This is a genomic window from Amycolatopsis sp. Hca4, assembly GCF_013364075.1.
Classification (GTDB): Bacteria; Actinomycetota; Actinomycetes; order Mycobacteriales; family Pseudonocardiaceae; genus Amycolatopsis.
In genome coordinates, this window is the sequence record NZ_CP054925.1 from 6,028,499 (window position 1) to 6,042,029 (window position 13,531).

Sequence of the window (13,531 nt, forward strand, 5' to 3'; positions counted from 1 at the left end):
TCGGGGCCGGTTTCCGTGTGATTGAAGGCGGAACTCGCGTGATTCTGGGCGGATCTCGTGTGATTGGGCGGGCTTCACACGTGATTGGGCGGGCTTCACGTGTGATTGGCGGGGCTTCATGGGGTTACTCCGGTGAAGAGGTCGTCTTCCACTTCGGGGCCGGGGGTTGGGTGGGCCAGGTGGTAGTCCTCGTGGGGCCAGGTCTGGCGTTCGATTTCTCTTGAGTGGGTGAAAAACGGGTGGGCCGGGTCCACTTGGGTCTGGTGGGCCAAGAGGGCACGGTCGCGGGTGGCGAAGTGGGATTCGCAGCGGATTTTGGTGGTGATGGGGAGTTTGTCGGCTGGGAGTTCGTTCAGGACTTCGGCCATTGAGGACTCCAGGCCGGCGGCGACGGTTGCCTTGTGGATGGCCTCGAACCAGGCTCGGCTCAGAGTTGCTTGGTAGTACAGCTTTTGGGGGCGCCAGGGCTCGCCGGTGCCGGGATAGCGGGTGGGGTCGGCGGCCGCGGTGAAGGCTTCGGTTGTTATCTCGTGGGTGCGGATGTGGTCCGGGTGGGGGTAGCCGCCCGTTTCGTCGTACGTGATCACCACGTGGGGGCGGAACTCGCGGATCAGGGCCACCAGGGGTGCCGCTGCCTCGGCCAGGGTTAGGGCGGCGAAGCAGCCTTCGGGCAGAGGCTCGCCGGGGTCGGGGAGGCCGGAGTCGACCATGCCGAGGAAACGTTGGCGGACGCCCAGGATTTCGGCAGCCGCGGCCATTTCGCGACGGCGGATCGCCGGTAGGTCCGCCCATGTCTCGGCTGTGTCGAGGGCCGGGTTGAGGATGTCGCCGCGTTCGCCGCCGGTGCAGGTGGCCACCAGGACGTCGACTCCTTCGGCGGCGTAGCGGGCCAGCGTGGCTGCACCCTTGCTGGACTCGTCGTCCGGGTGGGCGTGAACGCTCAGCAGGCGGAAGGTCATCCGGGGGCTCCTTCGGAAGGTGCGGGAATCGGGGACGGCGCCGGCGGCGCTCGGTGGGCGGGTGCGGCGGGTAAGGGAGCGGCGAAGGGTCGCCGCTCAGGGGACGGGCGAGAACTGGGGCCGGGGCCGACTGCGCTCAGTGCGGGCGCGGCGGAGTGAGCTCGCGCCGAAAGGTCGCCGATCAGGGAAGGGGCGGGAATCGAGGCCGGAGGCGCTCGGTGGCGCGCGGCGCGGTCAGTTCGCGGCGAAGGGTCGCCGCCTAGGAAAGCGCGGGAACCGGGCTCGGCGGCGCTCGGTGGGCGGGTGCAGGGGGTGAGGTGGCGGCGAACGGTCGCTGCCGGGAAGAGCGAGAATCGGGGCCTGGGGGTCGGCGGCGCTCGGTGGGCCGGGGCGGCGGCGTGAGGTTGCGGCGGAGGTGGCCGAGGTCGTCGGGCTGGGATCTGGTCGGAACGGGAGTCAATGTGGGCTTCTTTGGGGGAAGAACAGGGCCGGGATCAGGGTCAACGCCGACAGGGCGAGGGCCCAGGTGAACGTGGTGCCGAAGGCCGTGGGGGCCGGTGCGGCGGTGAGCTCGTGGTGGAGGATCGCGGCCAGGAGGGCCGTCCCCAGCGAGCCTCCGATGCGGTTGACCACGTTGAACGCGCTGGCCGCCCTGGGGATGTCGGGCTTCTTCAGTGAGCCGTAGAGCGTTGTCATCCCCGGGGCCGTTGCCGCTCCCAGGCCGACTCCTCGGATCAAGAGGGACAGTGTCAGCACCGCGCCGCCAGGTTCTGCGGCCACGCAGGCGAAGGCGATCGTGCCCAGCAGGGACAAAGCTATTCCGCCCAGCATCAGGCGACGCGGGCCGAAGCGGGACAGCAAGCGGCCGCTTGCCAGCATCACCGCCGCTGAGCCCAGAGCCTGAGGGGCCAGCAACAGGCCGGCCCGCAGTGGGCTCGCCCGCTCCACGTGCTCGTAGTACAGCGGGAGCAGCAACATCGAGCTGTACAGCGACGCCCCCAGCAGGAACGTGCTCCCGCTCGCCACCGCGAATCCCTTGTTCCGGAACAACGCCAGGTCGAGCACCGGTGACGCCGTGCGGGACGCGTGGATGCCGTACGCCACCAGCAACACAGCCCCGGCCAGCCAGGCGACCGCCACTCCCTCGGCCAAGCCGTAGACGAAGCTGCCGAGCCCGGGCGACAGCAGCGCGATTCCCCGGACGTCCAGAGGTGCGGCCGTGCCGTCGGGGGCCGGGGCCGGGAGGAGGCGGCGGGCGCAGAGGAACGTTGCCACTCCCAGCGGGACGATGCCGAAGAACATCCAGCGCCAGCCGAAGTCCGCCACCAGTGCGCCGCCGAGCATCGGGCCCAGTACCGGGGCCACCGTGGCCGGGAGGGTGATCACGCCGATCATCCGGCCCAGCGCCGGGCCCGCCGCCTGGGCGAACACCGCCTGGCCGACCGGCTGCATCAACCCGCCGCCCAGCCCGTGCAGCACGCGGAACGCGATCAAGGCCGGCGCCGACCAGGCGAAGCCGCACAGCAGGGTGCCCGCCGTGAAGATCGCCACCGCCGCCAGCCAGACCGCGCGACCACCGAAACGGTCCGTCAGCCAGCCCGACAGCGGGATGGCCGCCGAGGCCGCGAGCAGGTACGCGCTCGCCACCCACTGGACCGTCGTCAGCGGGCTCTCCAGGTCACGGGCGATCGAACCGATCCCGACCGTCACGATCGTCGCGTCGAGGATCGACAGCACCGCGCCCATGATCAGCACCCCGCCGAGCCGCCACAGCGCCGCATCGGGTCGTACCGCCGTTGTCATGCCCACCCCCGGTTGATTAGGTCGAACCTCAGATTAGGTTCGACCCACTCATTGGGTCAAGCACAATCTTGGGTCCGACCCAGTAGAGTGACGCCATGAGCGAGGGACTGCGGGCCCAGAAGAAGCACGAGACCCGGAAGACCATCTCCGACGTGGCCACCCGGCTGTTCATCCGCAACGGCTTCGAGGACGTGACGATCGCGGACATCGCCGCCGAGGCGCGGGTCGCCAAGATGACCGTGACGAACCACTTCCCGCGCAAGGAAGACCTGGTCTTCGACATCCGCGAAGACTTCGCGTCCTGGCCCGCCGCCCTGATCCGCGACAGCGTCTTCCACGACACGCGCGAGCTCTACTTCGAAGCGCTGGGCGCCGAGCACGCGCTGGTCGGCTTCTCCGGCCCCGGCTTCGTGCGGATGATCAAGGAGAGCCCGGTCCTGACGAACGCGCTGCACGAGATGCACCGCGAACGCGAGTCGGCGTTGATCGACCTCCTCATCCGGCGCCACCCCGAAGAGGAGCTCAACCCGGCACTCGCCGCGGCCCACCTCGCGACGGTCCTGCGCCTGCTGTTCCAGGAGGTCTTCGACCGGACCCTGGAAAACGGGGAAGCCATCGTCGACGAGCTGTGGCCCATCGCGGAACAGGCCTTCGACCAGCTGGAACCGGTCTTCGGGCGGTACTAGCGCGCGGCGCCGGCCGGCCGCGAAGTCCGCAGTTCCGGCTCCGGCGCGCCCTGCACCTTCAGCACGCGCATCTCGCGCACGTCCCGGGCGTCCGACGGCGCCAGCAGCGCGGAGAACCGCCGCACCAGCAAGGCCGTCAGCACGGCCAGCGCGACCGCCGACAGGTCGGTCAGCGCGACCAGGACGACGCTGTCCGCCATCGACTGCACGTCGTCGCGGAAACGCCAGGCGATCGACACGCCCAGCAGGATCCAGTTCAGCAGCCAGGCACCCCACCACACGAGCACCTGCCGCGACGGCTTCGGCCGGACGTCCCGCGCGCGGCCCAGCACCGCGTGCTCCAGCTCGCCGACGACCGACAGCGCCAGCGGCAGGTTCGCCACCGGCACGAGCACGCCGACCAGCACCTGCCACAGCGGCCGCGGCGGGTCGTCGCCCGACACGTCCGCCGCCGCCTGGCGCGCGACCAGCAGCCACCACAGCGACAGCCCCGCGGGCAGCAGCGCGAGGATCGAGGCGAGCAGGCCCGCGGCCAGCACGAAGCCGTCGGAGAAAGCCACCACCGAGCGGGACAGCGCGGAATCACGGCCCTGGACCAGCAGCACGTACCGCCAGATCTCCGCACCGGCCACGGCCAGCGCGAACACCGCGAACGCGAAGAGGACGACGACCACGCTGCGGCTGAGCACCGGCACCCGGTCGATCGGGCGGATCTCGTCGGACGCCGTGCCGGGCACCGACGTCGGGCGTCGCCAGACCAGGTTCGGGAACCCCCAGCGCGGCGGCACCGGGTACGACGGCGGGCCGAGGTACGGCTCGGGCGCGACGACGCGGCGGCGTGGCCACGCACCGGGCGGCGGGGTCGCCACCCAGCGCAGCTTCGGCCGGTACGCCGGACGGCGGTGGTAGGGGTAGGGCTCCGGCTGGGCGGCCAGTGTCCGGCCCTGCAGCTGCTGGGCGGACGGCGGCGGCGCCTGGCGCGGCCAGTACCCGGGCGGGTACGGCTGCCCGGCGGGAGGCTGCCCCGGGTGCAAGGCTAGATCACTTCGGGTTCGATGCCGGGGTGCTCGCCGACCATCGGACGGCCTTCGCGCTGCCACGCGCCCATGCCGCCGGCCACGTTCACCGCGTCCCAGCCGCTCTGGTTCAGCCACGCGGCCGCGCGCGCGGACCGGCCGCCGCTGCGGCAGATCACGTGGATCGGCTGGTCGTCGGGCAGGTCGGCCAGCTCGCCGACGCGGGCGGGCAGCTCCCCCATCGGGATGTGCACCGCGCCGGGCGCGTGCCCGGCGGCCCATTCGTCGTCTTCGCGGACGTCGAGCAGCACGAGGCCGTCCTTGGGCAGGTCGCGGACCTCGGCGGTCGGCAGTTCAGCAGGGCTCACCACGATTCCCATGCTGCCATACGGAGGCGTTGCCCGCGCGTGAGGTAGCCGATCACCCGTGCGGTTCCGGGCCGCACGCGTGATCGGGAGGGCATCACGCGTGATTGGAGGGGCGACACGCGTGATTGGGAGGGCGACACGGGTTACTTGCGGTGGCGGCCGCGGCCGGCGACGCGGGTTTTCTCCTCGGCTTGGCCGAACCGGGCGACGGCTCGGTCGCGCATGAAGCCGAGCGGGTCCGGGGCGTGCAGCCGGAGCATGATGTCGTGGACGTGCTCCGGGCGGCCGTACCCGGTCACGCGGCTGACCAGGTACGTCGTCACGAAGGCGGCCGGCACGGTGATCAGCGCGGGCTGGTTGACGAACCAGGGCGCCCAGCCGCCGGTGTAGCCGCTCACCACGTTGACCACCAGCGCGGCCAGCACCAGGCCGCCGCCGACGAACATCCCGGCCAGCGCGCCCGGCCAGGACAGCTTGCGCCACCAGATGCCCAGCACCAGCAGCGGGCTGAACGTCGACGCGGCGAGGGCGAACGTCAGCCCGATCGACAGCGAGATGTCATCCGGCCGCAGCGCGACCGCCAGCCCGATCGGGAACAGCGCGACCAGCCCGGCCGCCACCCGGAAGTCCCGCACCCGGCCGGGCAGCAGGTCGGTCGAGACCACTCCGGCCACGCTCACCAGCAGCCCGGACGTGCTGGACAGGAACGCGGCGAACGCGCCGGCCGCGGTGACCGCGCCGAGGATCTGGCCGCCGACCCCGGGCAGGATCGCCGAGGGCAGCCGCAGGATCGCCGCGTCCGTCTTGCCGGTCACCAGCAGCTCGGGGACGTACATCCGCGACAGCGCGCCCAGCAGCGTCGGGAACAGGTAGAACAGCCCGAGCAGCAGCAGGACGTGCACGGTCGTGCGGCGGGCGGCCTTGCCGTCCGGGTTGGTGTAGAAGCGCACCAGCACGTGCGGCAGGCCCATCGTGCCGAGGAACGTCGCGAACATCAGCGAGTACGTCTGGAGCAGGTCGGTGAGGCTGCCGGAGGCCGGGTGCAGCCAGTCCGCGTTGTCGGCGACGGAGTCGGCGACCACCGGGACCGGCGTGCCGGCCATGAACTTCAGCTTGGTGCCTTCGGACACCGTGTGCGGCGCCAGCGGGGTCCAGTGCGTCGGCCCGGCCGCCGGGCCGTTGTCGGTGCGGCCGTAGGCGTAGAGGTAGGTGTCCGCGGTGACGCGCAGGGTGACGTCGGTCTGCACGTCGACCGTGGTGTCGGTGACGAACACCGGCGGCGCGGGGGCGCCGAGCGGCCGGAACCCGTCCGGGCTGCCGCCGGTGAAGAAGACCACGCACAGCACGAACGCCGGCACCGCGATGGCGAACAGCTTGAGCCAGTACTGGAACGCCTGGACCACGGTGATCGCGCGCATCCCGCCGGAGATCACGTTGACCGTGACCACGACCATCACCGCGATCGCGCCCGCCCAGGCCGGCACCGGCAGCACCGTCGCGAGGGTCAGGCCGGCGCCCTGCAGCTGCGGGGCCATGTACAGGATCCCGATGAAGACGACGAACGCCGTGGAGAACCGGCGCAGGCCCTGCGAGCCGAGCCGCATTTCGACGAAGTCGGGCAGCGTGTAGGCCCCGGACCGGCGCAGCGGGGCCGCCACGAACAGCATCAGCGCCAGGTAGCCCGCGGTGAAGCCGATCGGGAACCACAACGCGTCGGCGCCGTCCTTGAGCACGATTCCGGCGATGCCGAGGAACGAGGCCGCCGACAGGTATTCGCCGGAGATCGCGGCGGCGTTGCGGCGGGAGCGCACGGTGCGCCGCGCGACCAGGAAATCGTGCGTGCTCGTCGCCGACCGCGAGGAGCGGAGACCGAGGTAGGGCGTCACCACGGCGACCAGCACGATGCCGGTCAAGGCCCACGGGTTCAACTGCACGGGAGGAATCCTCGCACGAGCGGGTGCGAAACTAGTTTTCGATCATGTCCACGAACGCGCGTTCGTTGCGTTCGGCGAGCCGGTTGTACCAGATTCCGACACCGAACAGGAATGGGAACGGCAGCACGCCGAGAATCAGCCAGGCCACCGGGATGCCCAGCAGGCTGGCCCTGGAGAACCCGGGCACCAGGTAGAACAGCACGGGCAGGGAGCCGAAGACGCCGACGACGAGCAGGGCGAGCAGCAACGCCGTGCGCAGCTGCACCTTCACCAGGTGATCGCGGACGAGCAGCTTCCCCCAGCTGGTCTGCTCCTCCAGCTCGACCCGGGCGCGCAGGGTGCCCGCCCCGCGGCGCGGGTCGGCGAGGATCACCCGCTCCCGCTTGGGTTTCGCGTGGTGTTCCGGCTTCGGCGGCGGCTCGTTCTCCGGCGCGGGCGGCAGGTGCTCGACGACGGCACGCTCCGCCGGCTGCGGCAGCGGCCGGTGCCGGGGACCGCGCCTGCCGAGGGTCGGGTCCGGCTCGCGGACGCCGTTGGCGCGGCGCTCGTAGAAGTCGTCGGTCATGGGCCGGTCCCGGCTCAGCCGTTCCGGCCCGAACCGACCAGCCGGTCCTTCAGCGCGCGGGTGTGCCGACGGCTGACCGGCAGCACCTTCTCCTCGTTGCCGATCACGACCTGGTAGCCGCCCTGGCCCATGCGCAGCTCGGTGATCAGCGGCAGGGCGACCAGGAACGACCGGTGGATGCGGACGAACCCGGCCTTCTCCCAGCGCTCCTCGAGCTGGGCGAGCGGGATGCGGACCAGGTGGCTGCCTTCGGTGGTGAACAGCCGTGCGTAGTCACCCTGCGCCTCGACCCAGCGGACCGACGAGCGCGGGATGAGCTTGGTCGTCCCGGCCAGCTCGACCGGGATGACCTCGTCGTCGTTCTTGACCGGCTCGCCGCCCAGCGCGCCGGGCGGGGGCGCCGCGGCCGCGGCCAGCTTGTCGATCACGCGCGTGATCGCGCGGTCGAGGCGGTCCTGCTGGTAGGGCTTGAGCACGTAGTCGAGGGCGCCGAGGTCGAAGGCGTTGACCGCTTCTTCGGCGTGCCCGGTGACGAACACCAGCGCGGGCGAGGGCCGCAGCGCGGCGAACACGCGCGACATCTCCATGCCGGACAGGCCGGGCATGTCGATGTCGGCGAAGACGGCGTCGACGATCGGCAGGCCGCGGTCCTTGCGTTCGCGTAGCCTCGGGTCGTCGGTGGACAGCAACCGCAGCGCCTCGGAGGCGTCGATCGCCGGGAACACCTTGGCCACGTGCGGGCTGTTGCGCAGGCAGTGGACGAGTTCGTCAAGACCGTTCGGCTCGTCGTCCACGGCCAGGACCACGAGCTTCCGGGTGTCATCGTGAGCACTCACAGTGAAACGCATCCTGCCCATTGCCGAGTGCAATGTCCAGCCCCCGTCTGCCTGATGTGGGAAGACCCGCGGCCGGGGCCGCGGGCCCCCTCCTCTCAATGCACGAAGGTGAACCAGTTCAGGTTCACGAAATCCGCGGGCTGACCACTGGTGAACGTCAGATACACGTTGTGCACGCCGGTCACCGCGCTGATGTTCGCCGGCACGGTCCGCCAGCTCTGCCAGCCGCCGGTGTTGCCGACCGCGAAGCTGCCGATCGGCGCGTTGGACCGGCTGTCGAGCCGCACCTCGACCAGCCCGCTGACGCCGGCCGCCGCCCCGGACGCGACGCGGGCCTGGAAGTTGGTCGCCGCGCTGCTGCCGAAGTCCACGTTCGGGTAGAGCGTCCAGTCGCCGTTGGCCACCGCGCCGATGTTCTGGCCGCCACCGCTGTCGGAGGTGGCCTCGGTGATCACCCCGGACTGCTGGCTGAACGACTCGGCCTGGATGGTGCTGTAGGCGCTGCCGCCGCCGGAGGGCGGCGTGGTCGTGGTCGGCGGGGTCGTCGTGCCGCCACCGCCGCCGCGGGTGGTCACCGTGACGTAGTCGACGACCATCGGGTGGCCCGGCACGATGCCCGGCCCCGGCGTCGTGGTGCCGGAGTTGTTGTTCGGGAACGCGCCGCCGATGGCGAGGTTGAGCAGCACGAAGTAGCCCTGGTGGGAGGTCATGTTGGCCCACGTCGTCGCGTCGAGCTGGTTCTGGCTCACCGAGTGGAACTGCTGGCCGTCGACGAACCAGCGCAGCACCTGCGGGCTGGTGCTCGCGTCCCATTCGAAGCGGTAGGTGTGGAAGGCCGACTGGCAGCTGCTGCCCGGGCAGGCGCGGTTCGCCGGTAGCCCGGTCGTCTCGTTGCACGGGCCGCCCGGGTTGACGCCGCAGTGCAGGACGCCCCAGACGGAGTTGATCCCGTTGACGTTCTCCATGATGTCGAACTCGCCGATGGCCGGCCAGTTCCACCAGTTGCCGCGGTAGGGGCCGCCGAGCGCCCAGAACGCGGGCCAGTAGCCGAGCGCGGCCGCGCCGGTGACGTTCGGCATCTGGATCCGGCTTTCGATCCGCATGACCCCGCCGGACGGCGGCTTGAAGTCGGTGCGCTGGGTTTCGATCCGCGCCGACGTCCAGTTGCCCGCGCTGTCGCGCAACGGCGTGATGCGGAGGTTGCCGGCACCGTCCTGCGAGAGGTTGCTGGTGCTGGCCGTGTAGTTCTGGATCTCCCCGGTGCCCCAGTTGGCGGGGCCGCCGGGGTAGCTGTGGCCGGTGTCGACGATCCAGTTGGCGCTCGAGGGGAGCGTGCCGGCCCCGCCGGTGAAGTCGTCGGCGAAGACCGTGGTCCAGCCCGATTCGGGCGGCGGGATGGACGCCGCGGCGGGCATCGTGAGGGGGATGGCGATGAGCGCGGCGCCGAGCACCGCACCGAGGGCGAGTCTGCGGGAGTGGGGCATCGGGGACGACCTCCTTGTCGACCGGATTTGTTGCCGTTCACAACAAAGCCCGTCGACAAGGAGACCTGACACCCCACGGCGATTCCAGAGGCGTTACCGGGGTTGAGTGATTCAGGTCACAAACTGTGCCCTGAAGTACTCGAATCGGACATCGACGTCAGAGGCCGAACCGGGACCACGCCGCCTTCTGCGTCACCGCGTCCAGGACCGCCGACGCGGCGGCCGGGGCACCGAGGCCCAGGCGGGCCAGCAGGGGCTTCTTCGGCTCGGCCACCGAGATCTCCGCGTCCGGGTAGCGCTCGGTGATGATCTGGCGGAGGCTGCCCAGCCCGTCGACCAGGCCGAGTTCGGCCGCCTTCGCGCCGAGCCAGACGTCGCCGGTGAACAGGTCTTCGGTGTCCGTCAGGCGGTCGCCGCGGCGTTCCTTGACCCAGTTCACGAACAGCTCGTGGAGCTGGGCGTGCATCTTCTTCAGCCACTCGACGTCTTCGGGCTTCTCCGGCGAGAACGGGTCCAGCCGCGACTTGTTCGCGCCCGCCGTGTGCAGGCGGCGCTCGATGCCGAAGCGCTCCAGCAGGCCCGTGAAGCCGAAGCCGCCGCTGATCACGCCGATCGAGCCAACCATCGACGTGCGGTGGGCGTAGATCTCGTCGGCCGCGCAGGCCAGCCAGTAGCCACCGGAGGCGGCGACGTCCTCGCAGAACGCCAGCACCGGCACGCCCTTCTCGTCGGCCAGCTGGCGGATCCGCTCGGCGACCAGCCCCGACTGCGTCGGCGCACCGCCCGGGGAGTTCACCAGCAGCGCGACCGCCTTCAGCCGCTCGTACCCGAACGCCCTGGTCAGCGCCGACTCGACGGCGGCCAGGTTGATCGCGCCCCTGGCCAGCGGTGACGGCGACGGCGTGATCACGCCGTGCAGCTTCACCACGGCCACGACGTCCTTGCGCTCGACCCGGTCGGCGAGCACCGGGATCCGCGAAGCCAGTTTGTCCGTAACGCTCATACCGCCAGGCTAGCCGGATTTTTCGGGGGTCCGGGTGGCGAAGCCCCCGGCCCGGGGCGGAGCCCCGGATGTCACAGCCGGGATTCAGCCCATGGGGAGGATGCCGGAGCGGGTGCCGTTGACGCCGTTCACCTCGGCGCCGTTCAGCTGGGCGGGACCGCCCTGGGCCGGCACGTCGGCGTCGCCCGTGTCGTTGTCGGCGCTGTAGTCCGGCATGTTCGGCCGGACACCCGGGACGAACTTCGGCACCCGCAGCGTCACCTTCATGCCTGCCCCGGGCGCGGTCTCGACCATCACCGCGTAGTCGCTGCCGAAGACCTGCTGCATGCGCTGGCTGATGTTGCCGAGCCCGACGTGCGCGCCGGTGCTGTGCGCGTTCTTGACGTCACGCAGCCGCCGCGGGTCCATGCCGATGCCGTCGTCCTCGACGCTGATCAGCGCCTCGGTGCCGTAGTCCTGCGCGATCACCGTGACGCAGCCGCCGCTGGGCTTGCTGGCCAGTCCGTGCTTGACCGCGTTCTCCACCAGCGGCTGGATGATCAGGAACGGCACGACGACGCTGAGCACCTCGGGCGCGATCTTCATCCGCACCTCGAGCCGGCCGCCGAAGCGGGCGTTCTCGATGGTCAGGTAGCGGTCGATGTTGCGCAGCTCCTCGGCGAGCGAGGTGAACATGCCCGACGTCCGGAACGAGTAGCGCGTGAAGTCGGCGAAGTCCTGAAGCAGCTCTCGCGCCTCTTCGGGGTCCGTGCGGATCAGCGCGGAGATGGTGTTCAGCGCGTTGTAGACGAAGTGCGGCGAGATCTGGGCCCGCAGCGCCTTGATCTCGGCCTGCTGGAGCTGGTGCTTCGACTCGTCGAGCCGGGCCAGCTCGAACTGGGTGCAGACGAACTGGGCGACGGCGTCGGCCATCTGCACCAGCCGGCCGCGGGTCCGGCCGACGACGATCAGCGCCGCCTCGGTCTCGCCCTCCACCAGCAGCGGCACGATCACCGCGGTCTTCATCCGGCAGGTGCCGCGGTGGTTGCACGGCATCCGGTCGTGCGCGACGACCTCGCGGCGGTGCTTGCGGATGGCCGCGCCGATGGCGTCGACGAGGTCGACGTAGTGCTCGTTCGCCTCGCCGTCCCAGGACAGCAGCGTGCCTTCGCTGTCGGTGATGCCGACGGCAACGCAGTCGAGCATCTGCAGCAGCTGGGTGGTGATCTTGTCGGCGGCGTCCTCGTCCAGGCCCGAGCGGAGGTTCGGGGCCGCCTTCGACATCCGGTGGACCGCCTGCAGCATGGCGTCCTCGACTTCACTGCCCGGTTTGCGCAGTTTTACGACAAGGACGATCACCGTGACGCCGAGCAGCGCCACAAGGACCCACGGGACGATCTGCGCAAGCGGGAACCCGGACACGGCGTCCATGCTCTGCGCTCGACCGACCGGGTGCAAGGCCTGATCCCACTTTCTGTCCAACAGCGATGACCGAGAGTTGACGAGACCCTACCGAGCGTCCGGAAGCGGCTACTTCAGCAGGCGCGACATCCGGCGGTCGGCCAGCGGCTTTCCGCCGGTCTGGCAGGTCGGGCAGTACTGGAACGACTTGTCGGCGAAGGATATTTCGCGGATCGTGTCGCCGCAGACCGGACACGGCAGCCCGGTCCGCGCGTGGACCCGCAGGCCCGACCGCTTCTCGCCCTTCAGCCGGGCCGCCTTCTGCCCCACCGACCGCTCGACGGCGTCGGACTCGATCTCGTGGATCGCCTCGGCGAGGGTCTCCAGCGCGCCGTCGTCGAGCTTGCCGATCGTGGCGTACGGCGAGAGCTTCGCGCGGTGCATGATCTCGTCGGAGTAGGCGTTGCCGATCCCGGCGAGCAGCGACTGGTCGGTCAGCGCCCACTTCAGCCGGGTGTTCTTGCCGGCGAAGAGCTCACGCAGCTGCGCGGCGTCCACGGCCAGCGCGTCCGGCCCCAGCCTCGCCACGCTCGCGATCTCCTGCGGGTCCTTGACGATCCACACCGCCAGGCCCTTCTTCGTGCCCGCTTCGGTGAGGTCGAAGCCGGGCCCGGTGGCGGACTCGAGGTGCACCCGCAGCGAGATCGGGCCCTTCCCCGGCTTCAGCGGCGCCGCGGCGAGTCCGTCGGACCAGCGCAGCCAGCCCGCGCGGGCCAGGTGGACGACCAGGTGCAGGTCGCCGGCCACGACGTCGAGGTGCTTGCCGTGCCGGGTCGCGCCGGTGATCTCGCGGCCGTGCAGCGCGGTGTACGGCGGGGTCGCCGTCTTGAGCACGCTCAGCGATGCGACATCGATGCGGAAGATCGTCCGGCCCACGGCGTTCTCACGCAGGTGGTGAGCCAGTGCTTCGACCTCGGGTAGCTCGGGCATGGCTCCATTGTCCTACTCGACCGGGTGAAGCGGCCCGTCGAAGTCCGGCAGCGAGTGCCGCTGGATGGTCTTCGAGATCTTCTTGACCTCGCCCTGCACGGTGAACATGCCGCGGATGGTGCCGACCCAGCGCTCGGACGGCCGGTCGCCCGTCACGTCGCCTTCGGTCTCCGCGACCACGGTCCACGGGCGGCGCAGGATCCACCGCAGTGGGAAGAACAGCACCACGAGCAGCAGCGCCAGCAGCACCCACGCGGGCACGTTGACCTGGTCGGGTGTCCACACGATGAGGATCACCGCCAGCAGGGCGGTGACGACGATCATCGCGATCCCGGGCCCGTAGCTGCCCGCGACGTCGTGCTCGAAGTCGTCGGCCGTCGCCGGTGCGCGCCATTCCATCTGGGCACGGACCACCCAGTCGCGGCCGTCTTCGCCGCGTACCAGCCGGTTCATTCAGTTGCCTCCCGGGGCGCCCGCAGGGTGAGCGCCTCAACGGTACCGTGCCGG

At 70.7% G+C, this 13,531-nt stretch carries 13 protein-coding genes; 1 reads left to right on the forward strand and 12 read right to left on the reverse strand.

Features of this window, described 5'->3' with window-relative positions; translation table 11 throughout:
- Positions 1–116: 116 nt before the first annotated feature.
- Together mca and HUT10_RS26780 are read right to left on the reverse strand one after the other, a co-directional pair.
- Positions 117–959 (reverse strand): mycothiol conjugate amidase Mca, encoded by an 843-nt coding sequence (gene mca / locus HUT10_RS26775; RefSeq protein ID WP_176173728.1) that lies wholly within the window; start codon positions 957–959, stop codon positions 117–119.
- A 456-nt stretch (positions 960–1,415) separates the two neighbouring features.
- Complete coding sequence (locus tag HUT10_RS26780; protein WP_254897043.1) at positions 1,416–2,762, reverse strand: DHA2 family efflux MFS transporter permease subunit; 1,347 nt, start codon at positions 2,760–2,762, stop codon at positions 1,416–1,418.
- A gap of 95 nt (positions 2,763–2,857) precedes the next feature.
- Here HUT10_RS26780 and HUT10_RS26785 point away from each other — a divergent pair, with 95 nt between their 5' ends.
- The gene (locus HUT10_RS26785; protein WP_176173730.1) at positions 2,858–3,448 is read left to right on the forward strand and encodes a TetR/AcrR family transcriptional regulator; all 591 of its coding nucleotides are present in this window, start codon (positions 2,858–2,860) and stop codon (positions 3,446–3,448) included.
- Here HUT10_RS26785 and HUT10_RS26790 read toward each other — a convergent pair.
- From HUT10_RS26790 to HUT10_RS26835, 10 genes are all read right to left on the reverse strand, one after another.
- Positions 3,445–4,482 (reverse strand): DUF4328 domain-containing protein, encoded by a 1,038-nt coding sequence (locus HUT10_RS26790; RefSeq protein WP_176173731.1) that lies wholly within the window; start codon positions 4,480–4,482, stop codon positions 3,445–3,447. The two genes, HUT10_RS26785 and HUT10_RS26790, sit on opposite strands and share 4 nt — an antisense overlap.
- 2 nt (positions 4,483–4,484) lie before the next feature.
- Positions 4,485–4,844, reverse strand: coding sequence for a rhodanese-like domain-containing protein (locus HUT10_RS26795; RefSeq protein ID WP_086847539.1), 360 nt, complete (start codon positions 4,842–4,844; stop codon positions 4,485–4,487).
- 131 nt (positions 4,845–4,975) lie between these two features.
- Positions 4,976–6,766 (reverse strand): cation acetate symporter, encoded by a 1,791-nt coding sequence (locus tag HUT10_RS26800; protein ID WP_176173732.1) that lies wholly within the window; start codon positions 6,764–6,766, stop codon positions 4,976–4,978.
- 31 nt (positions 6,767–6,797) lie between these two features.
- Entirely contained in the window at positions 6,798–7,331 is a 534-nt protein-coding gene (locus tag HUT10_RS26805) for a hypothetical protein (protein WP_176173733.1), read from the reverse strand.
- A 14-nt stretch (positions 7,332–7,345) separates the two neighbouring features.
- Entirely contained in the window at positions 7,346–8,179 is an 834-nt protein-coding gene (locus tag HUT10_RS26810) for a LytTR family DNA-binding domain-containing protein (RefSeq protein WP_033261013.1), read from the reverse strand.
- Between the two features lie 83 nt (positions 8,180–8,262).
- Positions 8,263–9,651 carry a glycoside hydrolase family 16 protein gene (locus HUT10_RS26815; RefSeq protein ID WP_176173734.1) on the reverse strand — a complete coding sequence of 463 codons (1,389 nt, stop codon included), beginning with the start codon at positions 9,649–9,651 and terminating at the stop codon, positions 8,263–8,265.
- A gap of 157 nt (positions 9,652–9,808) precedes the next feature.
- Entirely contained in the window at positions 9,809–10,654 is an 846-nt protein-coding gene (locus HUT10_RS26820; RefSeq protein WP_176173735.1) for a S49 family peptidase, read from the reverse strand.
- Between the two features lie 84 nt (positions 10,655–10,738).
- Positions 10,739–12,064, reverse strand: coding sequence for a histidine kinase (locus HUT10_RS26825; RefSeq protein ID WP_176173736.1), 1,326 nt, complete (start codon positions 12,062–12,064; stop codon positions 10,739–10,741).
- 99 nt (positions 12,065–12,163) lie between these two features.
- On the reverse strand, positions 12,164–13,024 hold the full coding sequence (locus tag HUT10_RS26830) for an Fpg/Nei family DNA glycosylase (RefSeq protein WP_176173737.1): 861 nt from the start codon (positions 13,022–13,024) through the stop codon (positions 12,164–12,166).
- Positions 13,025–13,036: 12 nt separating this feature from the next.
- Positions 13,037–13,477, reverse strand: a complete 441-nt coding sequence (locus HUT10_RS26835; protein WP_086842855.1) for a DUF983 domain-containing protein — start codon at positions 13,475–13,477, stop codon at positions 13,037–13,039.
- Positions 13,478–13,531: the final 54 nt, after the last annotated feature.